The organism is Microbispora sp. NPDC049633 (genome assembly GCF_040675265.1).
GTDB classification, from domain to species: domain Bacteria; phylum Actinomycetota; class Actinomycetes; order Streptosporangiales; family Streptosporangiaceae; genus Microbispora; species Microbispora maris.
The window spans coordinates 1-20576 of record NZ_JBFAOO010000003.1 but is presented as its reverse complement, the minus strand read 5'-3'; the positions used below and the strand labels follow the sequence as shown (position 1 = coordinate 20576).

Annotated in this window: 20 protein-coding genes; 12 read left to right on the top strand and 8 right to left on the bottom strand. The window is 69.2% G+C overall.

Annotated elements, in window-relative coordinates; genetic code table 11:
• Positions 1-36 precede the first annotated feature (36 nt).
• The 3 genes from AB0J39_RS01710 to AB0J39_RS01700 are packed head-to-tail and all read left to right on the top strand — an operon-like array spanning position 37 to position 3237.
• The gene (locus AB0J39_RS01710; protein ID WP_363460715.1) at positions 37-1497 is read left to right on the top strand and encodes an NAD-dependent succinate-semialdehyde dehydrogenase; all 1461 of its coding nucleotides are present in this window, start codon (positions 37-39) and stop codon (positions 1495-1497) included.
• Positions 1494-2000 (top strand): Ldh family oxidoreductase, encoded by a 507-nt coding sequence (locus tag AB0J39_RS01705; RefSeq protein ID WP_363460713.1) that lies wholly within the window; start codon positions 1494-1496, stop codon positions 1998-2000. Before AB0J39_RS01710 ends, AB0J39_RS01705 begins: the two co-directional genes overlap by 4 nt.
• A 1-nt stretch (position 2001) precedes the next feature.
• Positions 2002-3237 carry an iron-containing alcohol dehydrogenase gene (locus AB0J39_RS01700; RefSeq protein ID WP_363460711.1) on the top strand — a complete coding sequence of 412 codons (1236 nt, stop codon included), beginning with the start codon at positions 2002-2004 and terminating at the stop codon, positions 3235-3237.
• Positions 3238-3465: 228 nt separating this feature from the next.
• On the opposite strand, the gene AB0J39_RS01695 is transcribed toward AB0J39_RS01700, so the two are convergent.
• Complete coding sequence (locus AB0J39_RS01695; protein ID WP_363460709.1) at positions 3466-3711, bottom strand: hypothetical protein; 246 nt, start codon at positions 3709-3711, stop codon at positions 3466-3468.
• A 52-nt stretch (positions 3712-3763) separates the two neighbouring features.
• Between AB0J39_RS01695 and AB0J39_RS01690 the strand changes: the two genes are divergently transcribed.
• The 6 genes from AB0J39_RS01690 (at position 3764) to AB0J39_RS01665 (ending at position 10559) form a co-directional block, all read left to right on the top strand.
• Positions 3764-4048 (top strand): MFS transporter, encoded by a 285-nt coding sequence (locus tag AB0J39_RS01690; RefSeq protein WP_363460858.1) that lies wholly within the window; start codon positions 3764-3766, stop codon positions 4046-4048.
• Between the two features lie 315 nt (positions 4049-4363).
• Complete coding sequence (locus AB0J39_RS01685; protein WP_363460707.1) at positions 4364-5116, top strand: MFS transporter; 753 nt, start codon at positions 4364-4366, stop codon at positions 5114-5116.
• A gap of 695 nt (positions 5117-5811) precedes the next feature.
• The gene (gene sigJ, locus AB0J39_RS01680; protein WP_363460705.1) at positions 5812-6735 is read left to right on the top strand and encodes an RNA polymerase sigma factor SigJ; all 924 of its coding nucleotides are present in this window, start codon (positions 5812-5814) and stop codon (positions 6733-6735) included.
• A gap of 251 nt (positions 6736-6986) precedes the next feature.
• Complete coding sequence (locus AB0J39_RS01675; RefSeq protein ID WP_363460703.1) at positions 6987-7925, top strand: NADP-dependent oxidoreductase; 939 nt, start codon at positions 6987-6989, stop codon at positions 7923-7925.
• 547 nt (positions 7926-8472) lie between these two features.
• The gene (locus tag AB0J39_RS01670; protein ID WP_363460701.1) at positions 8473-9000 is read left to right on the top strand and encodes a hypothetical protein; all 528 of its coding nucleotides are present in this window, start codon (positions 8473-8475) and stop codon (positions 8998-9000) included.
• A 152-nt stretch (positions 9001-9152) separates the two neighbouring features.
• A complete protein-coding gene (locus AB0J39_RS01665) occupies positions 9153-10559 on the top strand; it encodes a PepSY domain-containing protein (protein ID WP_363460699.1) in 1407 nt (468 codons plus the stop codon).
• Between the two features lie 723 nt (positions 10560-11282).
• Here the strand turns inward: AB0J39_RS01665 and AB0J39_RS01660 are convergent.
• The 4 genes from AB0J39_RS01660 to AB0J39_RS01645 all read right to left on the bottom strand — a co-directional run bounded on the left by AB0J39_RS01660 (position 11283) and on the right by AB0J39_RS01645 (position 15370).
• Positions 11283-11822: an SMI1/KNR4 family protein gene (locus tag AB0J39_RS01660; protein WP_363460697.1), complete on the bottom strand. Its 540-nt coding sequence runs from the start codon at positions 11820-11822 to the stop codon at positions 11283-11285.
• Between the two features lie 330 nt (positions 11823-12152).
• On the bottom strand, positions 12153-13562 hold the full coding sequence (locus AB0J39_RS01655) for a S28 family serine protease (RefSeq protein ID WP_363460695.1): 1410 nt from the start codon (positions 13560-13562) through the stop codon (positions 12153-12155).
• Between the two features lie 621 nt (positions 13563-14183).
• Entirely contained in the window at positions 14184-14561 is a 378-nt protein-coding gene (locus AB0J39_RS01650; protein WP_363460693.1) for a GntR family transcriptional regulator, read from the bottom strand.
• Positions 14558-15370 carry a hypothetical protein gene (locus AB0J39_RS01645; protein ID WP_363460691.1) on the bottom strand — a complete coding sequence of 271 codons (813 nt, stop codon included), beginning with the start codon at positions 15368-15370 and terminating at the stop codon, positions 14558-14560. The genes AB0J39_RS01650 and AB0J39_RS01645 overlap by 4 nt, the downstream gene beginning before the upstream one ends.
• Before the next feature lie 830 nt (positions 15371-16200).
• Here AB0J39_RS01645 and AB0J39_RS01640 point away from each other — a divergent pair.
• From AB0J39_RS01640 to AB0J39_RS01630, 3 genes are all read left to right on the top strand, one after another.
• Positions 16201-16326, top strand: coding sequence for a hypothetical protein (locus AB0J39_RS01640; protein ID WP_363460689.1), 126 nt, complete (start codon positions 16201-16203; stop codon positions 16324-16326).
• A 121-nt stretch (positions 16327-16447) separates the two neighbouring features.
• A complete protein-coding gene (locus AB0J39_RS01635; RefSeq protein WP_363460687.1) occupies positions 16448-17287 on the top strand; it encodes a helix-turn-helix domain-containing protein in 840 nt (279 codons plus the stop codon).
• 65 nt (positions 17288-17352) lie between these two features.
• Positions 17353-17934 carry a dihydrofolate reductase family protein gene (locus AB0J39_RS01630; protein ID WP_363460685.1) on the top strand — a complete coding sequence of 194 codons (582 nt, stop codon included), beginning with the start codon at positions 17353-17355 and terminating at the stop codon, positions 17932-17934.
• 224 nt (positions 17935-18158) lie between these two features.
• On the opposite strand, the gene AB0J39_RS01625 is transcribed toward AB0J39_RS01630, so the two are convergent.
• From AB0J39_RS01625 to AB0J39_RS01615, 3 genes are all read right to left on the bottom strand, one after another.
• Entirely contained in the window at positions 18159-18524 is a 366-nt protein-coding gene (locus AB0J39_RS01625) for an ADP-ribosylation/crystallin J1 (protein ID WP_363460683.1), read from the bottom strand.
• An 87-nt stretch (positions 18525-18611) separates the two neighbouring features.
• Positions 18612-19928 carry a hypothetical protein gene (locus tag AB0J39_RS01620; RefSeq protein ID WP_363460681.1) on the bottom strand — a complete coding sequence of 439 codons (1317 nt, stop codon included), beginning with the start codon at positions 19926-19928 and terminating at the stop codon, positions 18612-18614.
• A 9-nt stretch (positions 19929-19937) separates the two neighbouring features.
• Complete coding sequence (locus tag AB0J39_RS01615) at positions 19938-20411, bottom strand: hypothetical protein (RefSeq protein ID WP_363460679.1); 474 nt, start codon at positions 20409-20411, stop codon at positions 19938-19940.
• Positions 20412-20576: the final 165 nt, after the last annotated feature.

Genomic DNA, 20576 nt, shown 5'->3' with positions numbered 1-20576 from the left:
CCGGACATCACCAGAAACATCACAGGAGGCGACGCGATGAGTGACCCGATGAACGTCCTGGCCCCCGAGCACCGGCGGCTTCGGATCGGCGACGCCTGGCGCGATGCCGCCAGCGGAGCCACCTTTGCCGTCGAGGACCCGGCCACCGGCAAGACCATCGCCGAGGTGGCGGACGCCGGCGTCGCTGACGGGCTCGCCGCTCTGGACGCGGCGAGCAAGGCGATGACGGAGTGGGCGGCGACCCCGCCGCGAAAACGGTCAGAGTTGTTGCTCGCGACGTACCGGGCACTGACCGAGAGATCCGAGGAGGTCGCCCGGCTGATAACGATCGAGATGGGCAAGCCCCTCGCCGAGGCTCGGGGAGAGGTGGCCTACGGCGCCGAGTTCTTCCGTTGGTTCGCCGAGGAGGCGGTGCGCGTCGAGGGGCGCTACAACACCGCTCCCGCTGGTGGATATCGCGTGCTCACCGTGCCGAAGCCGGTCGGACCGTGCGTCTTCGTGACGCCCTGGAACTTCCCGTTGGCCATGGGCGCCCGCAAGATCGCTCCTGCGCTGGCGGCGGGCTGCACGACGATCACCAAGCCGGCCGCCCAGACGCCACTCACCATGCTGTTCCTGGCCCGCATCATGGAGGAGGTCGGCGTCCCCCCGGGCGTCGTCAACGTCGTGACCACCAAGCGCTCCGGCGAGGTGGTCTCGGCACTGCTGGCCGACCGCCGGACCCGCAAGCTCTCGTTCACCGGGTCGACAGAGGTCGGGCGCGTGCTGCTACGGCAGGCGGCGGACAACGTGCTGCGTACCTCCATGGAACTGGGCGGCAACGCGGCCTTGATCGTGTGTGCCGACGCGGACCTGGACGTCGCGCTCGACGGTGCCATGGTGGCCAAGATGCGCAACATCGGGGAGTCCTGCATCGCGGCCAACCGGATCTATGTCGAGGAGCCGGTGCGCGAGGAGTTCACGGCGCGCTTCGCCGAGCGGATGGGCGCGCTCTCGGTGGGCCATGGTCTCGACGACGGCGTGAACGTCGGGGCGTTGATCGACGAGCCCTCGGTCGCCAAGATCGACGAGCTCGTCGCCGACGCGGTCGGTCGCGGCGCCCGTGCCCTGGTGGGCGGCGAGCGGCCGGATGGGCCGGGCCACTTCTACCCGCCCACGGTCCTCGTCGACGTGCCCGAAGACGCGCAGATCCTGCAGGAGGAGATCTTCGGCCCGGTGGCGCCGATCATCTCGTTCACGTCCGACGACGAGGTGATCGCGAAGGCCAACGACACCGAGCACGGCCTGGCCGGATACGTCTTCACCCGTGACCTCCAGCGGGCGCTCCGGTTCGCCGAAAGGCTGGAGACGGGGATGGTCGGCATCAACCGTGGTCTGATCTCGGACCCGTCGGCTCCGTTCGGAGGCGTGAAGCAGTCCGGGATCGGCAAGGAGGGGTCGCACGAGGGCATCCTCGAGTACCTCGACGTCACCTACGCGGCGATCGACCTACCGTGACCGGCCTGCTGCTCCGGGTGCCCGCCGAGGACCACCGCGCCCTGTGCGCACATGACCTGACCCGCCCCCACCCGTGGGGCGGGACCCGGGCCATGGCCGGCACGAATCCGCCGGCACCCGGGGACGCCGTCGACCTCGCCGGTGTGCGCGCCACAGACGCGGCCGCGGCGGTGGACGGGGCCGCGGCGGTGGACGGGGCGATCAGCCCTTTCGGCGGGCCCAGAGGCCAGGCCCTCGGGCTCATGATCGAGGCGCTGGTCGCGACCTCGACTCGTACGGCCCTTGGCGACGACGTCCGCGGGACCCTCGACCCGGCTGAACCGCCCGCCGAGGGCGACGTCTTCGTCGCGATGGACCCGAGGGCGCCCGGGCGCGCCCGAGTCCGGAAGCCGGGCGCGCGCCTGCGCCACCCGGCAGCCAACCCTGCCCACGCCGTCCCGGTCTCGCAGGTGACCTGGACGTCCGCCCAGCAAATCACCGCCGACGTTCCAGAGAGGCACTGACATGCTTGAGACCGTCCGCGGACCACGCCAGCTGATAGTGGGCGAAGGGGTCGCGCAGAACATCCCACGAGTGGTGGCCGAGTGTGGCTCGCGAGTCCTCATCGTGACGGACCGGGTTCTTCTGGGGCAGCCAAGCGTGGCCGAGATCGTGGCCGCCGTTCGGGAGAAGGTCGAAGCCGTCGGGGTGTTCGCCGACGCGACTCCGGACGTGCCACTCGCCGATGTCGCCCTGGCCGTCTCGGCCGCCGCGGAGGTGGACGCCGACGTGATCCTCGCCATCGGGGGTGGCACGGTGATCGACCTCGCCAAAATCGTCGGCGTCATCCGGCGCCACGGTGGGACGCCGCGCGACTACTACGGCGAGTCGAAGGTGCCGGGGCCGACGATTCCTCTCGTCGCGGTCCCGACGACGTCGGGCACCGGCTCCGAGCTCACGCCCGTCTCGGTGTTGACCGACCCGGACCGCGAGCTGAAGGTGGGAGTCTCCAGCGTCCACATCGTGCCCGACTTCGCCATCGTCGACCCCGAGCTCACCTACAGCTGCCCTGCGACCGTCTCCGCCCACTCCGGCATCGACGCGTTTTGTCACGCGGTGGAGAGCTACACCGCGCGACCCCGGCCCCATGGACCGCGCGACCCGGTGGAGCAGGTCTTCCTCGGCCGCAACCCGATCACCGATCACTACGCGCTCCTGGCCGCGGAGCGGATCGCCCGCAGCTTGCCCCGTGTCGTCAGGGACGGAGGCGACAAGGAGGCGCGCGCGGACATGTCCTATGGGTCGATGCTGGCCGGGCTCGCATTCGCCCACGCAGGCACCGCGGCTCCGCACGCCCTCCAGTACCCCATCGGCGCAGCCACCCACACACCGCACGGCCTGGGCGTCGGGCTGCTGCTGCCCTACGCGCTGGACGCGGCCAGGGACGCCATCGGTGACCGGTTGGCCATCCTCGCCAGGGTGTGCGGGCTCGACGTGACCGACGCCTCGGATGCCGAGGCCGCAGATATGTTCCTCACCTGGCTCGACGGGCTCCTTGCCGACATCGGCATCCCTCCCACCCTGGCGGACATCGGCGTGGCACGCGCCGACCTCCCGCGCTTCGCGGAGATGGCCAGTGGCGTCACCCGCTTGATCCAGAACCATCCAGGCCCGGCCGACACGGCCAGCCTGACCGCGATCCTCGAAGCGGCCTGGACCGGGGACCGGACCCGACACGTCCTGACTCCGCAGCAGAGATAGTGACGGGCCTTTCACATGGAGGTGCCGCGGCGGCACGTGGTGAAGTTCGTGCTGACCGAGGAGGAGTACGCCAACTTTCGCACGGCCGCCGAACGTCTTGGGCTGGCGTACGGGGCGTAAGCGGCGGAGGCGGCCTTGGCGGCGGCGCGGATGGTGAACCCGCCGAGGCCCGACCCGCTGATCGAGCTGATGCACGCCGCCGGCCAGGTGGCGTCGACCGAACAACCCTCAGCTCAAGACGTTGAAGGCACTGGCCAAGTTTTTCGGCGTGCCGATTGGATACTTCGGCGACGACGAGGAAACCGAGGCGACGGCTGACCAGGTAGTGGCGTCCTCTTTGATCGGTGAGTTCGGCCTCAACCGTGAGGCGCTCCGAGCCCTGGTTGAGATGTCCGACGGCGCCACTAGCTCGTCGCCGACCTCCTCATCAGCGCCGCCCGCCTCGAACGCGGCCAGGGATACGACGGCCGTCAAGCCTCAGCTCCTCTGGCTCTGTTAACCCCAATGCAGGGCAAACAGGGCAACGATCTGGTGCCGCACTGTCAACGGGCCGCCCACCCCGCGCGGCGACGGCTCGACCCATGTCCCTACCCCGGCAGGTGGAGCGCTCGGCGCGGCGCCGCACGTGGTGCTGAGCCTGGCGGCGGGAGCGCTGGTCGACCGGTGGGACCGGCGGCGCGTGCTGCTGGTCGGCGTCGCCGTACGGGCCGCGGTCGAGCTGTGGGTCCCAACCGCTCAGGCCCTCGGGGTGCTGGAGATGACGCAGCTGTACGTGCTGTCTCTGGTCAACGGCACCGCCTTCGTCTTCTAACATCGCCGAACTCTCGGTGCTGCCCGACGTGGTGGACGATTCCCGGCTGCCCCGGGCGACTTCGGTGAACGCGGTGATCGAGTCGACGGCGGGACTGGTCGGCCCGGGACTGGGTGGCGCGATCGTCGCGCTGGGCTCCACCCCGGTCGACGGCGGCGCGCTCGCCTTCCTGGCCGCCGGCGTGGCCTACGCCGTGGGGACGGGGCCGTTGTTCCTGCTACGCCGACGGAGGGGCGGCGCACGACGGGGCGGCGCACGACGGGGTGGCGCACGACGGGGCCCGGCCGAGGACGCCGCGCGGAAGGCGAGGGCCCGGTGGGAACCGCGGACGCGGCCGCGGAGCGCACCACGCGCAAAGGGGCAGCCGACCTCGTAGAAGAGGTGGGGGAGGGGCTGGGATTCCTGTGGCGGCACCGCGCCATCCGCTGCGTGGCGCTCGTCTCGGCGTGTCTGAACGTGCTGTTCAGCCCCTGCTACCTGGCCGTCATCGGGCTGGCGCGGGACGAGTTGCACGCCTCCGAGGCGTTCGTCGGCCTTGTCTTCTCCCTGGGCGGCGGGGCCGGCATCGTGGGCGGACTGCTCGCCTCCCGGATCGCCGAGCGTTTCCGCCCGCGCGGGATCATCGTCGGCTCGGTGCTCGCCTGGGCAGCCGTGATGCCCGTCCTGCCTTCGGCGACGACCCCCGAGGTGCTGATCGCCGGCTGGATGCTCGTCGCGTTGATCAGCCCGGTGTACGACGTGACGCAGATGTCGTACCGGCTGTCCCTCATCCCCGACCACCTCCAGGGCAGGGTGAACAGCACCTTCCGGTTCATCGCCCGGGGCCTACGCCCGCTGACGATGGGCGTGGGAGGCGTCGCAACAGGAGTCCTGGGCCCCCGCGCCCTGTTGTGGATCTGCGCCGGCGGCATGGTGCTGCTCGCCGCAGGCACCACCATCAGGGCATTCGGACCGTACAAGAGCGAACCTGAGGATCTGCGAGATGACGACGGAGGCCGACAAGCTCGGCGGACGGCAGCTGCTGTTCGACACGACGTACGCGCCCGGCGGCGACGCGGCGGCGAGTGAGGCGACGGTGGGGTGGAACGGCAGTTTCACCGGCGAGCCGTTCACCGCCGAGGAGATGACCGAGTGGGCGGATCGAGGCGGATGGACGCCACCGCCCGCAGTGACCCGTCCCTCGCTCGCCGCGCCTGCAAGGCCGCCGGGACCCCGATCAGGAGGGCGTCGGCGACCCGCCCGGCCCGGATCCTTCGCAGGCGGCCGGCGAGCGCCCGTACGTGCCCGTTGCCGCCGCGAAAGATCACTGTCATGACCGCGCTGTGCTCGATGCGGAATACGGTCTCTCCCGCATGCGGGAGAGCGGCGAGCTCGACCCCGCACCGATCCCCGGGAACTCGCCGTCGCGGTCATCGCCGCCCCGCAGGGCGGTTACCTGCTCGCCGAGACCATGCAGGACGAGCGGCCCGTGGTTGCCCTCGACGTGGTGCTGAACCACCTGAAAGCCCAGGTCAGAACCTCTGTCGCCAAGTTGACACAATCGGGCAACTAGCCTCAAAGTGGACTAAATCGTCCAATTCGCCCTGGTGGTGATCCACGGGGGGCGATCATGGCCTTCGCCGCGGGCCTGCGCCGGGCTCACAGCCGCGGCTGCGCCCCTGCCTGCTGGCGGTGTACGGCCTGAGCCTGCCGGCGGCCGGGGCCTTCCGGGCCGACCCGGCCGGTGGCGTCCCGCGCGGCGTTCCGTGCTCGGATGACTACGCTTGATCCGCAAGTTGGGGGAGGTCGCGATCTGCATGGGCGACGAGAACGGGCCTGGATGCTCTGAGCACGACAACACGCTCGGAGCCGAATGGGAGAGGCACCGGCCCGCGGTTTTCGGCGTGGCCTACCGGCTGATGGGCAGTGTGGCCGATGCCGAGGACGTGACCCAGGACGTGTGGCTGCGGGCGGCCGGAACGGATCTGCAGGATATCGATGATTTGCGGGCCTGGCTGGTGACGGTGGCCGCACGGCGGTCGTACGACATTCTCAAGAGTGCCCGTTTCCGCCGGGAGACCTATGTCGGGCCGTGGCTGCCGGAACCGCTGCTGACGGGGCCGGACGCATCCGAGCCGGTCCTCGTCGATGAGTCCGTCGGCTCGGCGATGCTCCTGATCATGGAGGAGTTGAGCCCGCCGGAGCGGGTGGCCTTCGTCCTGCATGATGTCTTCGGTCTCGAGTTCGTCCGGATCGCCGAAGTGCTGGATGTCTCCGTGCCGGGTGCCCGGCAGTTGGCCTCGCGGGCGCGGCGGCGGGTGGCCAACGCGAAGCAGTCTTCGCCGCAGGCGTCGAAGGCGGAGCGTGAACGTGTGCTGGCGGCCTTTCGCGCCGCCTACGAGGCCGGGGATCTGGCTGGCCTGGTCAGGTTGCTGCACCCCGACGCCGTCTACGTCACCGATGGCGGCGGCAAGGTCGCCGCGATGCGCAAGCCCGTCTACGGTGGTGAACGCGTCGCTGAGGTGATGGTGCGGGTGGGCCACCGGTGGCGTCCGGACCGCATCGACCTCGTCGAGGTCGGCGGCGAGCTCGTTCTGGTGTGCCACCGGGAGGGCCGTGTCTACTCCGTGGACACGCTGCAGATCACAGACGGTCTGATCACCGCCTACCGCAGGGTCATCAACCCGGACAAGCTTTCTCACGTCTGAGCTGTCACAACTCGAGGGGCCACCTCGTCTCCCTGATGAGAACCCAAAACGGGACAGACGAACGAACGCTCGTGAGCAGATGAGATCGATCACGTCGGCCTGCACACGTCCACCTCGGACGAACATCGACAACATCGCAACCCCTCGACGATGCCGTCACGGCCTTCAATCCGACCGAGCGGATCAGCGGGCAGACGATCACCGGGTTCGTCTGTGAGCGACGCGCGCTCATCAATGCACCGGATAGACAAATGACCGAGGAGACGATTCCCATGAAAGCGATCGTGGTGACGGACCAGGCTGCGGGAACGGCCGGGATGACGCTGGTGGAGCGGCCCGAGCCGCCGGCAGCGATAAACGACGTCGTCGTTGAGGTTCATGCGTCGGGATTCGTCCCGACTGAGATGGCGTGGCCCTCGACCTGGACCGATCGCCGCGACCGTGACCGAACACCGTCGATCCCTGGGCACGAGCTGGCCGGATTGGTCACCGCCCTCGGCTATGGCACGACGGGGCTGTCGGTGGGACAACGGGTGTTCGGCCTCACGGACTGGCATCGCGACGGCACTCTGGCGGAGTATGTGGCCGTCGAGGCACGCAACCTCGCGCCGCTCCCTGGCGACGTCGACTTCACGGTGGGCGCGAGCCTGCCGATTTCGGGGCTGACCGCGTGGCAGGGGCTGTTCGAGCACGGCCGCCTTCAGGCGGGGCAGAGCGTGCTCGTTCACGGCGCGGCCGGCGCAGTCGGGTCGATGGTGACTCAGCTCGCGCGTGAGTTCGGTGCGTACGTCATCGGCACCGGACGCGCCGCCGACCGTCAGAAGGCGCTCGACTTCGGCGCGATGGAGTTCGTCGACCTTGAGAACGACGCGCTACAAGACGTCGGCGGCGTCGACCTGGTATTCGACGTCATCGGCGGAGACATCCAGAAGCGGTCCGCGGGTCTGGTACGAGCCGGAGGAACGCTGGTGTCCATCGTCGGGCCGCCCGAGGCGCGGCCTGTGAACGGCATGGCGATCGACTTCGTTGTCGAGGCCGATCGTGCCCAACTGGGTGAGATCGTCCGGCGGGTGCGTGACGGACGGCTGCGGACGAACATCGGCAACGTCGCAACCCTCGACGATGCCGTCGCCGCCTTGAATCCGACCGAGCGGATCAAGGGGAAGACGGTCATCCGCGTTCGTCCGTGAGGACTCGGGGTGAGGGGGAACCGCCATGACAGCCGGCGACCTGGAGGACCGCGGGGTGCCCGGTTCGTCTTCCGGCTTCCGACCACGGACCGGCGTCCGCCAGCTCCCGACACCCCCGCGGAGGGATCCCGCCACTCCACATGACGGGAGATAACGTGCGCAGCCGGACTGACTCCACATCAGGGGGCAGGCACCTGACGGGCACCAAGAGCCGCTCGGCGGCCGCGCCCAGCGAGACCACCTGGCCGTCGTCCCGGGGCTGAGCGTAACAGTCCAGGCTGCACGCCGAAGAAGCCCGCCGATCGGCCAGACGCCTGCGCAGTACGGCCGATCGCGTCATCGACCGGTCGTATGACCGTTTCATGAGTTTCTTCTGCTGTCTCCGCAACCCCGGCAGGCGGTTGATCCTGGTCAAGCCCCATGTGGGGTAATGGACACCCATATCCGCCAGGGATCGAACAAGTCAAGAATGGAAGGTGCTAGGGCGTTCTGGGACGATTGCGCTGTGCATGTCGGCGGATCGTCCCTGCGTGCGTTACGTGCCGCGGTGTTCGCGGCAGCGTGCGTGCTGGTCTCGGCCGCTCTGCACATGCTGGCCGGAGGGGCTCCCGTGCGCGGGGGAACCCTGGTCGCCGCAATGGCACTGACCTGGCTGGGCGCGTTCCTGCTCGCAGGCCGTCAGCGAGGCATGGGAGTCCTGCTGGGCGCCTCCTTCGGCGCGCAGTACGGGATGCACCACCTGTTCACTCTCGGCGCCGCGCACGCGTCGCCGTCGCCGTGGACGGGTGAGCACGGCACCGGTTTGGGCATGGTGCTGATCCATGCCGCGATGGCGATCTTGTCCGCCTGGGCGCTGGAACACGGTGAGTCCGCCCTGGCGATGATCGTGCATCTGGCCGTCACGCCGGTGCGCGGGCTGCGGGCCGTGTTGCGCGTCCTCGCGGGCGCGCTGGCCGACATCGCACCGTCCTCTCCCCGTCCGGTGGGGGAACCTCCCCTCCCGGTCCCTCGTCGCAACGACTTCGTCGTGGTGGTCGCTCGGCGCGGTCCGCCTCTGGCCGTCTCCGTTCTCTGACACGGGCTGCCGCCTGCCTTGGCGGCATCGGCTCGCCATGCCATGCGCCCGTTTCGCCGCCCTGAACCGCGCTGAAGGCGGTCCGCGGCTCAACCCCCTACTCAGGTGACGCATACCTGTCGGTGTGCGCTCGCCGTTGAACGGAGAACCCCATGACTTCTACCGCCGGTATCCAGCGTGCCGTCGATCCGGCCCGGCCTCCCCGCCCCAGGCGTGCGAACTGGGCGGCGCTGCGCCCGCTGGTGTTGCGCCTGCACTTCTACGCCGGAATCCTCATCGCCCCCTTCCTGCTCGTGGCCGCGACCACGGGCCTGCTGTACGCCGCCTCTTTCCAGATCGAGAACGTCGTCTACCGGCACGAGCTGACCGCGCCGGTGAGCCAGACCGCCGTCCCTCTGAGCGAGCAGGTAGCCGCGGCTCGCCAGGCGCTTCCCGAAGGGAAGGTCACCGCGGTGCGGCCCGCGGCTGAGCCCGGCCTGACCACCCGGGTGCTGCTGGACGTGCCGAACCTGCCCGAAAGCACGCAGATGGCGGTCTTCGTCGACCCGGGGACCGGTCAGGTGCGCGGCACACTGGAAAGTTACGGCGGCTCCGGCGCGCTGCCCGTACGTGCCTGGATCTCCGACCTGCACCGTCGCCTCCACCTGGGAGAGCCCGGACGGATCTACAGCGAACTGGCCGCCAGCTGGCTGTGGGTCGTCGCCCTCGGCGGGCTGGCGCTGTGGCTGAGCAGGCGGCGCCGCGACGGCCGCCGCCTGCGCGGCCTGCTCACCCCCGACCGCGCCGCCACCGGGTCGCGCCGCACGTTGTCCTGGCACGGCTCGGTTGGCCTGTGGGCCGCGCTGGGTGTGCTGTTCCTGTCCGCCACCGGCCTGACCTGGTCGAAGTACGCCGGAGAGAACATCGGCGAGCTGCGCACAAAGTTCGGCTGGGCGACTCCGTCGATCAGCACCGATCTCGGCGAGCACGCGGGGCACGGGGGGCACGGGGGACACTCCGCGAGCGGTGATCAGGCGGGGGACACCCCGGACGTGGGGATCGACAAGATCATGCTGGCGGCGGCCAGCTGGCGGCTGTCCGGCCCGCTGGAGATCGTCCTGCCGACCGAGCCCGGGGCCGCGTACGTGGTCAAGGAGATCCGCAAGACCGCTCCCACGCAACTGGACCAGCTAGCGTTCGACCCGGCGACCGGGCAGGTCGTGGGCGAGTTGCGGTTCGCCGACTATCCGCTGGCCGCCAAGCTCACCGAGTGGGGCATCGACGCGCACATGGGGCTGCTGTTCGGCCTGGCCAACCAGATCGTCCTGGCCGCGATCGCGGTCGGGCTCGTCACGCTGATCGTGCTGGGCTACCGGATGTGGTGGCGGCGCCGTCCGACCCGCGGATTCGGCCGGCCCTACCCGCGTGGTGGCTGGCGGGATGTGCACTGGGGAGTCCTGGCACCGTTGGCCCTGTTCGCCCTCGTCGTGGGGTACTTCCTGCCCCTGATGGGCATCTCCCTGGCCGCTTTCCTGGTGATCGACACCCTGCTCGGGCTCCGCTCCAGGGCCGCCGGCTAGGCGCATCGCCGTGCGGCGGCCGGAGCCCGGATCCGCGACAATCCGGGCTCCGGCCCCCATCACTCGCCGAGTGGTGAACAGTGGGCGTGTGTGGACATGACCGTGAGGTGCGTACGGCGGGGGAAGGCGTGACTACGCAGCCTGGGGCCTGTAGTAGCGGGCCCGGCTCTCGCGGCTCGTCGCGAACTCCTTTTCGCGGCTCAGGCGGCGAAAGCTACGGGAGCCCTGGATAAAAACCTCATCCTTGTCAGCACTCAGCAGGCACCGAATCGACGATAGGGAACGAGGGCTCCCATGCCACGTGGTTCTTACCGCCGATGCTGCCTGTCTGCCTGCTGCTGCCCTGGTCTCGGTTCTGTTTTGCGTTGAGCGCCCGAATCGAGAAGTCCCACTCGGTGCTCGCGGCTCCCTCTAATGTGGCCGCGAATGGATACTCGTCACAGTTCGGGTCCTTCCACCTGGCCCCGGGGGCAATGTACTTCTCCCACTGGTAGTACTTGCAATAGTTGCTTCCCGGGTTATCCGGCCATACCTTCTGCGTCGTCTTGCCGAGATCGGAGATGAATGAACGTCCCGAGAAGACGAGCCGGTTTTCTGTGTTCTTTTCATCGCTGGTGGTCCTGTGCAGCGGCTCGTCCGCATCGCTACCGACAGGAGCCGCCCAGTTCCCGGGGATGCGCTTGGGCTGCTCAGTGCCGAGAACTGCCCTGCTAAGCGCGCCCCCTAGACCCCGATTTTCAGCTGGTCGGCTATCAGGTCCCAGAAACACATGTAACGCCTGGCGCCGGCTAGCCAAGGCGCGAGATACCAGGCTTCCCACTCACCTTCAGGAGTTTTGACGTGAGGATTGAGAAGAACGACTCCATCGTCCCAATACCCCACCAGAAGGGTGTCGGATACATACTCCCCTCTCATGTTGCCGGAGACTTGCTCGTGTCCGTAGACGAAGTAGAGCTCGTCGGGCACGCTCCATGAGTTCTCGGGCTTGGGTTCTGACCAGCTCTCGGCGACCGAGGGGTCGACATCACGAAGCCAGCCGATCTCCTCGACGCGTAGCAGGCAGCAGTCGTCGGCGTTGCCCCACCCGTTGGAGAAAAGGAGAAACTGTCGGTGACCCGACGGCAACGCCATGCCCAATCGCTCTTCAAGGCGGCGGACCTCTGCCTCTGTAGCCGGGGAATGCAGATCGCTGTCAGTATCAGGGCCCTCGGTAGCCGGATGCCTCGCAGGGAAGCGTTCAGACCATGCATATTGGGCACTCATATTGAGGAATGTATCTCGTTCGAGTGACTCCCTGGCGGTATATGGGCTTAGGGCGGACGCATCAGCGGAAAACGGTGCCACCGCAAGCGGTCCGACCGGACCCACTCCGCCCGTACGGACCTCAATGAGTTCCGTCAGCAAAGCAGTGGACCGCCAGGGATCGCGAACAACAACCCGAAGCCCAAGCATCGGTCCGCGGCATGCGCGTCATCGTCCGAGGCCGCGTGCGCCGGCGCACCTACGAGAATGAACCCGGCGACAAGCGCACCGTCTCCGGCCTCGAGGTCCAAGAATCGGCCAGGCCCCTGATGCATGCGTGCTCGGAGGCGCTCAGGTGAGCCGGGCCCACCGCCTGAGGGTGTCCGCGGCCTGGGCGTAATCGCGAGACGACAGGTGCCTGATGCTCGCGCCGTGGTTGGCGCTCGGGGCGACGAACACATGGCAGTCCGTACCCTTAGGCGTGAACCGCTCGGCACTCCAGGGATCCCGCCCGCCGTAGACGAACATCATCCGGCTCGCCTGCCGGGTCACCCACGCGTCCACGTCCCGCATGACCCTGCCGTCGAAGCGGGAGCGGAGGGACGCGGGCAGCAGGGAGTTCGGCTGGTAGAGCCCCGGATACCTCGTCAGGCCCTTGAGGTGGGCGAAGCTCAGGGACGCCCAGCCGAGCTGGGTGGCCGCCTGGTAGTAATAGGGCAGGTACGGCTCGATGCCCTGGTCGGTGTACTGCCTCCATTTTTGGATCTTGTCCACCCATCGGAAGATGGCGGCGTCGGAAGCGTTCTCGCCGGGAATGTCCTTGCAGTCCTGCTGCCGGAAGTACTGCCAGAACGTCCAGGCGGAGTCGAGCACGCTCATCTCGAAGGAGCGGTCGGCCGTGCCGATGGTGCGGCGGAAGGTGAGGCCCTCGCGCCTCGCCATGGCTGTGAGCCGAGGGACCAGGCTCTTGCGGCGCTTGAGCGCCTCCCGCTGCAAACTACGCAGGGCGGCCCGGCACGACGGCGTGCCCACGGTCGTGAAGAACCGCTCGTAGACGCGGTCGTCGGCGTTGACCGCGTCGTTGGGCGCGACGTAGGCCACGACTCCGTCGAGGTCGCCCGGATAGAAACGGTGGTGGTAGACGGCGGTCATGCCGCCCTTGCTGGCCCCGGTGCCGATCCAGGCGCCGTCGTAGACCCGCTTGAGCGCCTCGACGATCGCGTGTTCGTCGCTCGCCTCCTGCCAGATGTCGAGCTTCGCCCAGTCCTTCCCCTTCGGAAGCGAGGTGCCGAAGAAGCGGTGCTCGACGGAGAGCTGGTTGGCGTCGAGCCCATAGGTGGGCTCCTCGAGCCACACCTTCTCCGGCATGAAGTACCCGCTGGTGAAGAGGACCACGGGCCGGTCCAGCGACCGGTGCGAGAGAGTGAGCCGCTGCTGGAACGTGCCGCCGCGCGGGTTCCGGTGGTCCACCGGCTGGGTGAAGGTGAGGGTGTAGTCCTTGTAGCCCTTCGCCCGCCCCTTCTTCACCGACACCACCCGGAGACCGGGGACGGCCCTGAGCCGGGCCAGGAGGTCGTCCTTCGCGATCCCGGCCGTGGAAGCCGCGGACTTCGCCGGGACCGTCCCGGCGCCGGTCGCCGGGGCGGCCGCCGCGGGGACCGCGACCAGGAGGGACGACGCCAGCACCGCCGAGAACAGCGTCAGGGGTCCCCGCGTCCGCCGGACCGGACTCCTCAGCCGCGCGTACGGGCGACCCGCCATGCCCTTCCTCCCATGTCGACCTAGATCCACAACAAAGATCGGGAAGACTCTGGCGTATCGGCATATGTCGGCACAACCGCAAAAAGGGACTCGGCTCACGGCCGCCCGTGTCGCCTCGGACGGGGCAGGTGTTGTCGACGGCGTAGTGCAGCATCGGTCACCGAGCTGTCGACGGAATGGGAGGCCGAGGTGGCGCCGACGAACCGGCAGGTGGCCGAGCATGCCTTTCTCAAGGGCATGTGCGAGGACGAGTACCTTCGCAACCACGTCGTCGACAGGGGGAAAGCGATCAGGAGTCGATCGCCAGCCGGGAGGGGAGCGGAGTGGGTGCGGGAGGTGTGGGGGATGCACACCGCGCAGGACTGTCCGAACAGCCCGCTGCCCGACCTGGCCACTGCCTCGTAATCTCGCTGCTGCCCGTCACGGACACCGGCCACGCCCTCGTACGCCATGAGCCGGCCGGCGCTTCCGCGAGGAGAGCCGACAGGAAAGTCGCAACGAGAACGCCGCGCCGACCCGCGTGAAGCTCGACCGGCACCGCCGGATGGACCTACTGACGGTGGCCGGTGACAGGAGGTCCGGGGGACCTCTTCCCCCCGGGATGGCCGGTCAGAGTCGCGGTCATGACGAGGCCGGTTTCACCGTGCCCGAGGTCAGCGCCGCCTGCACGATGCGGATCGCCTCGCCTGCGTCGATGCCGAGGCTGGCGACCACGGCCGCGTAGTCGGCGGCGGCCTGGCGGGCCCGCTCCAGGCCATCCTCACCGGCGGCCGACACGAACGAACCCGCCCGGCCGCGCGTCTCGATCAGACCTGCCTCCTCCAGCTCCCGGTAGGCCCGGCCGACCGTGTTCACGGCCAGGCCGAGGTTGGCCGCGAGCTGGCGGATGGTCGGAAGGCGGGTGCCCACGGCCAGCGTGCGATCCTGAATCTGCCGGGCGAGCTGGGCGCGCAGCTGTTCGAACGGCGGCACCGGTGAAGCGGCGTCGATGACGATCATCGGACGCTCATCACCTGCCGGGCCACCGTCGCGCTCGACGGCGTCCTGAAACGGAGCGCGATGCACGCGACCATGCCCAAGACCACGTTGGCGACCGCGGCGGCGCTCCACCAACCGGGCGCGGCGCCGAACAGCAGCACCATGGGTAGCGACCACTGCACGCTTGGCGTGGTGAGGTCGCGGGCGTCCTCGACACGCATGATGACGTCGGCGGTCAGCGATTCCTCGTCCTCCGCCACGACCGGGCGCCGCAGCAGGTGGCGCAGTTGCACGGCGGTGATGGCTGTCACGCCGAGCAGGCCGATCAGCAGGACGACCGCCAACTGCCGCACGGTGGGGTCGGATACGGCCAGGGCGCTCCCGGCCAGCGCCATCGCGCCGGCGAACGTGGCGACCGCGAAGACGGCGTACGGCAGGCCGAGCACGGCCCGCCAGCTGGGCTGGATCGGATGGGCGGCCCTGCGGGACAGCGTCGCGCCCGCCCGCTGATCGACGCGTCGCACCCACCAGTCGAGCAGCGACTGTGCCAGCAGCAGCCCGGCGACCAGCGCGGTCAGGGCCAGCAGCGGCAGCGGACGATGCGGCTCGTGGCCGTCGAAGGCGGGAACGGCGGCGAGCGCGCTCGCGACGATCAGCAGGGCCGGAATCGTCGCCGCGGCGAGGCGGGCACGTCCCCGGACCGCCAGCCGGCTGGCCAGCAGCGGGGTCGAGCGGGCACCGGACAGTCCGTGCCGGGCGAGCCATGCGTCCGCCAGTCGCAGGTCGGTCGCACGCGCCGACGGGCTGGTGTCCGGGGGTTCATTGGCCATAGCCCCTCCTTTGTCGCAAGATTTGTAGCAACATCATGAGACATGCATTGAGACAAAGTCAACGCCACGTGCCTCTGGTCGGAAAATGGCTGTTCGGCCGGTGCCGTGAATGCCGCCGGGGTGCGCGAGCAGCGTTCATCACACTCTGTCGGCTGCGGGCGGGCGCCTCTGACCGGCAGGGGGTCGAACCCTGATATGCGATCGATGCCGAAGAACGCGGGACGCCCTACGGTGCGGGGGCCCGACAGTGACGCGCGCTGGAGCTGAGGGCGCAGCTCGTCGCTGATCTTCACGGAGGATTCTCCCGAGGACTTCCCGCTGGCGATGTGGCCTGAGCCTGGAGGGTTCTTACCGTGGGGCTCCACCATCCATGGCGACGACCTCGGCTGGATGACGGTGGGCACGCCGGAGGAATGGCCGGTGGCGCTCATCACTCATGGCTACGAGGAGCAGGAGCACTTGATCAGGGAGACCATGACCGAGTGGCTGGTCGGGTGGGCTTCGGGCGCGCGCTTCGACAGCAGCGGCTTCGCTCGTGGAGCTGAAGGTCACCCCCTGATATGTGAACCGTGGTAGTAGGGCGACTCCCGCGCGATGGTGGCACATAGTGCCGCCCTTCATCCTCCACCAGCGTGACTCGGCAGGGGAGGATGCGGAAATCGCCGATCAGCCCAGAAACGTCATTCTGTCCGCCAAACCCCCTCACCACCTCCGCGGAGCCGGCGACCCCCTGCAAGCCGCCCCATAATGCCAGCGTGGAATTGCGAATCGATCCAGACAGGAACATTCGAACCGGCGTCTGCGACTGTTGCCAGACCCCATTCGATCGCGTGACCGGGTTCATCAAGCTGACCCGGGAGGAAGCCCTCGCCCATCCCTGGCTGCCGGACTATTGGGAGACCATAGATCACATCCTGGAGAACGACGCCACAGTCCGTCAGCATCTCTACGGCTAGCGAGCCGTAGCCGAGGAGCCGACCAATGAACAGAGCTGAGCAGGGCTCTCCGGCTCCTGGGTGATCTCCGCCCGATGCCGGCGGGTTTGATCGCGAACACGGGGGCGGCCATGCTGTGGGCGTGGAGTACGTGTCCAGAGTGCCGCGACCGCCGCTGGACGGGCTGATCGACGACCTTTACTACCTGGAGGGTGCGCCGCCGTACGCCCGGCTGATGCTGCCGCCGATGCCGGCGGCGTTGCTCATCGTCAACCTCGGGGCGCCGTTCCGCATCCGCGCCGGCACCGACATCGAGACGGACGAGTACGCCGACGGCTGCGTGGTCACCATGCCCACCCGCGCGTTGGAGTTCGGCTACCCCCTCCGGACCCGGTCCGTCGGCGTGCACTTCAAGCCGTGGGGGCTGGCGCCGTTCCTGCCGATGCCCGCGGCCGAGTTGTGTGACCGGCCGGTGACGGTAGAGCAGGTTTGGGGCCGGCCCGCCATTGCTGAGCTGCGAGACCGGCTGGCCACGGCGGACGGACCGCACGAGATGCTGACGCTGCTCGAGCAGGAGCTGATGCGGCGGCTGTGCGAGACCGCCGGCCTGGGGCTGGTCCGGCACACGAGCAGCGTCCTCGCGGCGACCAGCGGGGCGGTGGCGATCGGCGGCCTGAGCGTGGCAGCCGGTGTCAGCAGCACTCATCTGGCACAGCGGTTCAAGGAGCTCATCGGCGTCACGCCGAAGCGGCTGGCCCGCACCTACCGCTTCACCGCCACCGTGTTCGCGATCAACCCCGCCGGACCGATCGACTGGGGCGACCTCGCCGGTGGCGCAGGCTACTTCGACCAGGCCCACTTCGGCCACGAGTTCCGGGCGTTCACCGGGCTCACGCCGACCCGGTACGTCGAAGTCCGGCGGCGGTTCCTGCGCGAACATCCCGGCCACGTGATGGACGGCTGGCCGCTGCCGGCCGATTGATTTCGTACAAGAGCCGCAGCTCACGACACGCTAATTTGGGGCACCCCAAAGCAGAGGAGAGCCCCGTGGGCAAGGTGGTCATGTACAGCTCGGTGTCGGTGGACGGCTTCGTCGCGGACGACAATGACCAGCCCGGACCGCTGTTCGACTGGTTGTCCAGCGGTGACGTCCCGTTGGACGAGAGCGGCGAGCTGAAGGTGTCGCGGACGTCCTACGACTACACCCGGCCGTACTGGGACCGGATCGGAGTCACGATCGTCGGCCGCCACGTCTTCGACCTGACGGACGGCTGGGACGGAAAGCCGCCGAGCGGGATCGACCACGTGGTCGTCGTGACGCACCGGCCGCAGCCCGAGGGCTGGGACCCCGAGGCGCCGTTTCACTTCGTCGACGGCGTCGAGGCAGCCGTAGCCAAGGCGCAGGACCTCGCGGGTGACCGCTTGATCGAGGTCGCCGCCGGCGACGTCGGTGGCCAGGTGCTTGCCGCGGGTCTGGTCGACGAGGTGCGCATGGACGTCGTACCCGTCGTGTTCGGGTCCGGCAAGCGCTACTTCGGGTCGGTCCACGCGCAGCACCTGTTGGAGGATCCTGACGTGGTGATTCAGGGCAACCGGGTGCTTCACCTGCGCTATCGGGTGCGCCGTTGACCGATCTAGCGGGTACGCGAAGAAGTCCACTGCGAACGGTGACACAAGATCGGGCCTCGGCTGCGTTTGCGCATCGCTGTCCCTGGTCGGGCAGCCGACGCCTCTCCTCAGCGGCGGCGGTCTTGAGCCGGTGAACCCGTCCATCGCCACGACCTCCACGGCCTCGCGCCACGCCTGCGGGCGCTGAGGAAGCCAGGCCGCGACGCAGCGTCCGCGCCGCCTCCTCAGCGCCTGTCGAGATCCGGCCGGAACTCGTGCACCACTTCGATGACACCGGAGATGTGCGCGTTGAATTCGTCCAGTTCCTCGGCGGGCACCCACAGTTCGAGAATCGTCTCCCCGCCGACCTGCCTGATCGGATAACGAGCCAGGAACTCACTGGAAACCCGGAAGCGGGTCACGTATCCCACCCCGTGGCGGGGAGCATTCCAATCGCGGGCGATTCTGATCGCGTATTTTTCGTTGAGCACGGGATAGAAGATGGGCTGCTCGGGCAGCCGCGGCGGCCACGCGCGCCACCGGGACCGCCGGACCAGTTCCAACTCCTCCGGCCCGGTCGGCCGCCACAAGGTCGTCAGCCCGTCCGACATGCTCTTTCCTTTCGCGCCTCCCGTAACCTAACCGGCCCGACCGTGAGAAGGCACCTGGAATACGGTCGCGGCGAACTCTCGCCGCGGCTATGCGGCGAAGAGGAGGAGCAGGCCCACGACGGTGTAGACCACCATCAGCACGAGCAGGGGAATCTGCCCGAGGACGGCGGTACGCCGAGGGAACAGGGCCAGCGCGCGGTCGTGCGCCAGAACGGTGCCCAGCACGTGCCCGATGACGATCACCGTCACCTGGAGGGTGGCGACTCCGGCGGGGGTGGTGCCGAGCGCCTGGATGGTCCACCCGGCGGTGCCGAGCCAGTCGGCGCCGGTGTCCAGTGGATCGGACAGCAGGGCGATGGTCCGCTGCCCCTCCAGCAGGAACAGGGTGTAGTAGTGCGCCACCACGTATCCGACGGCTACCGGCACGATCGAGTGGGCGATCTCGCCCGCCGTCGTACCCGGCTCCGCCGCGCCCCACCGGCCGGCGAGCGCGGTCGCGGTCCGGTACGCCGCGAGCACCAGGCCGATGACGGCGACCAGACCGGCGGTCCCCGTGACCGGGGCCGGCACCGCGCTCTCCTGCATGAAGCGCACCCACACCGGGGCGTTGGACAGGCTGTCGTACATGGTGGAGCCCAGGAGCACGACCACCAGTGCCGTCAGTCCCGGCGCCGGTCGTAGCCCGGCCATGCCGTCGAGGGAGTTGCGCCAGACCACGACGCCGTCGCGGCGTCTGGCGGCCGGGGCCAGCCGTCCCACGAGGTCGCTGTAGACCTCGAACGGATCCGCGTGGTCGAACCACCGCGAGCCGAAGACGGCCGCCCCGGCGAGCATGAGCACGGCGTAGGCCGCGAGCCAGGCTCCGATGACCGGCAGGGTGGCCCGCTCGGGGGCGACCAGTTCCAGCCAGACGAAGGCGAACAGGCCGGCGCAGGCGGGCCAGTATCCGACGTTCGCGGGCAGCGGCCGCAGGCCGAGCTCGGGGTCGCGTCCGAGCCCCTTGCTGGCCAGCAGGTGCAGCGTCCGCAGCGGGTTCAGGCCGCGCCACACCGGCCCGAACAGCAGCGACAGCGGCACCAGGCCGACCCAGAACAGTACGTAGAAGGCCCCTGCCGTGGGATTGTCCGCTTGATCGGGACCGAAGATCAATCCGATGCAGAAGTACGCCGCGGCGACGAGCCCCGCGACTCGCCAGCCCCACCGCCAGGCCGGCGTGCTCACCGCGGTCTGGATGGCGGCGGGCAGCGAGCGGGCGGCGGTGAGGGCGGCATCCAGCCGCGGTTGTTTCCACAACGCGCCGAGCGCCACGAACGACACCAGCAACGCGAGGGCCGCGCCGGTCAGCGCGGCCGAGAAGGGGATCGGCAGGTCCTGACGGCCCCCGACGCCGTGAGCCAGCAGCATTCCGGCGGCCTATCGCACGACGAGCTGGAACAGCTGCAGTCCCGACTCGTGGGTTTCCATCTCGAACAGCCCGGTCTCGTTGGCGACGAACTCGATGCTCGCGGGGGTTCCGGGCTTCAGGCCGGCCTCTTTGTCGTACCCGTGCAGATGCGCCTCGTCGGCGGTGTCGCTGGTGACGGTGATCCGCACCGTCTGGCCCTTGGTCACCTCGATCCGTCCCGGCGGCGGGGTGACCTTCCGGCCGGCGATGGTGACGGTGATCTCCTTCACGGCCGAGTCGGCGGGAGCGGCGGCCGACGCGTCGGGGGCCGCGGGAACCGACTCGGCAGGAGCCGGGGCAGCCGATTCGGTGGAGACCGGGGCCGCCGACTGGGCGGGAGCGGCGGCATCCGACCCGCCACAGGCCGACGTGGCCATCAGCAGGGCCACGCCGAGCGGGAACGCGGCGAGCAGCGGGCGCAGGCGGGCATGGGCGATCGTCATGGGGAGGGTTCTCCTGGAGAGGTCGGACGGTCAGCGTCGCTTGGCGGATTTGGGGCGGTGCGGGGTGCGTGACGCCGGGGCGCGTGAGGGCTTGCCGGCCTGCGGGCGGCCGCCGGGCCTGCGGGCCGTCGCGGTGGCGGGTGCGGGCCGGCGCGCGGCCCGCAC

Excerpts from the sequence above, each read along its gene's own strand:
- AB0J39_RS01710 (WP_363460715.1), top strand. The coding sequence starts at position 37 with ATGAGTGACCCGATGAACGTCCTGGCCCCCGAGCACCGGCGGCTTCGG.
- AB0J39_RS01700 (WP_363460711.1), top strand. The coding sequence starts at position 2,002 with ATGCTTGAGACCGTCCGCGGACCACGCCAGCTGATAGTGGGCGAAGGG.
- AB0J39_RS01675 (WP_363460703.1), top strand. The coding sequence starts at position 6,987 with ATGACCGAGGAGACGATTCCCATGAAAGCGATCGTGGTGACGGACCAG.
- AB0J39_RS01665 (WP_363460699.1), top strand. The coding sequence starts at position 9,153 with ATGACTTCTACCGCCGGTATCCAGCGTGCCGTCGATCCGGCCCGGCCT.
- AB0J39_RS01660 (WP_363460697.1), bottom strand. The coding sequence starts at position 11,822 with ATGAGTGCCCAATATGCATGGTCTGAACGCTTCCCTGCGAGGCATCCG.
- AB0J39_RS01655 (WP_363460695.1), bottom strand. The coding sequence starts at position 13,562 with ATGGCGGGTCGCCCGTACGCGCGGCTGAGGAGTCCGGTCCGGCGGACG.
- AB0J39_RS01650 (WP_363460693.1), bottom strand. The coding sequence starts at position 14,561 with ATGATCGTCATCGACGCCGCTTCACCGGTGCCGCCGTTCGAACAGCTG.
- AB0J39_RS01645 (WP_363460691.1), bottom strand. The coding sequence starts at position 15,370 with ATGGCCAATGAACCCCCGGACACCAGCCCGTCGGCGCGTGCGACCGAC.
- AB0J39_RS01625 (WP_363460683.1), bottom strand. The coding sequence starts at position 18,524 with ATGTCGGACGGGCTGACGACCTTGTGGCGGCCGACCGGGCCGGAGGAG.
- AB0J39_RS01620 (WP_363460681.1), bottom strand. The coding sequence starts at position 19,928 with ATGCTGCTGGCTCACGGCGTCGGGGGCCGTCAGGACCTGCCGATCCCC.
- AB0J39_RS01615 (WP_363460679.1), bottom strand. The coding sequence starts at position 20,411 with ATGACGATCGCCCATGCCCGCCTGCGCCCGCTGCTCGCCGCGTTCCCG.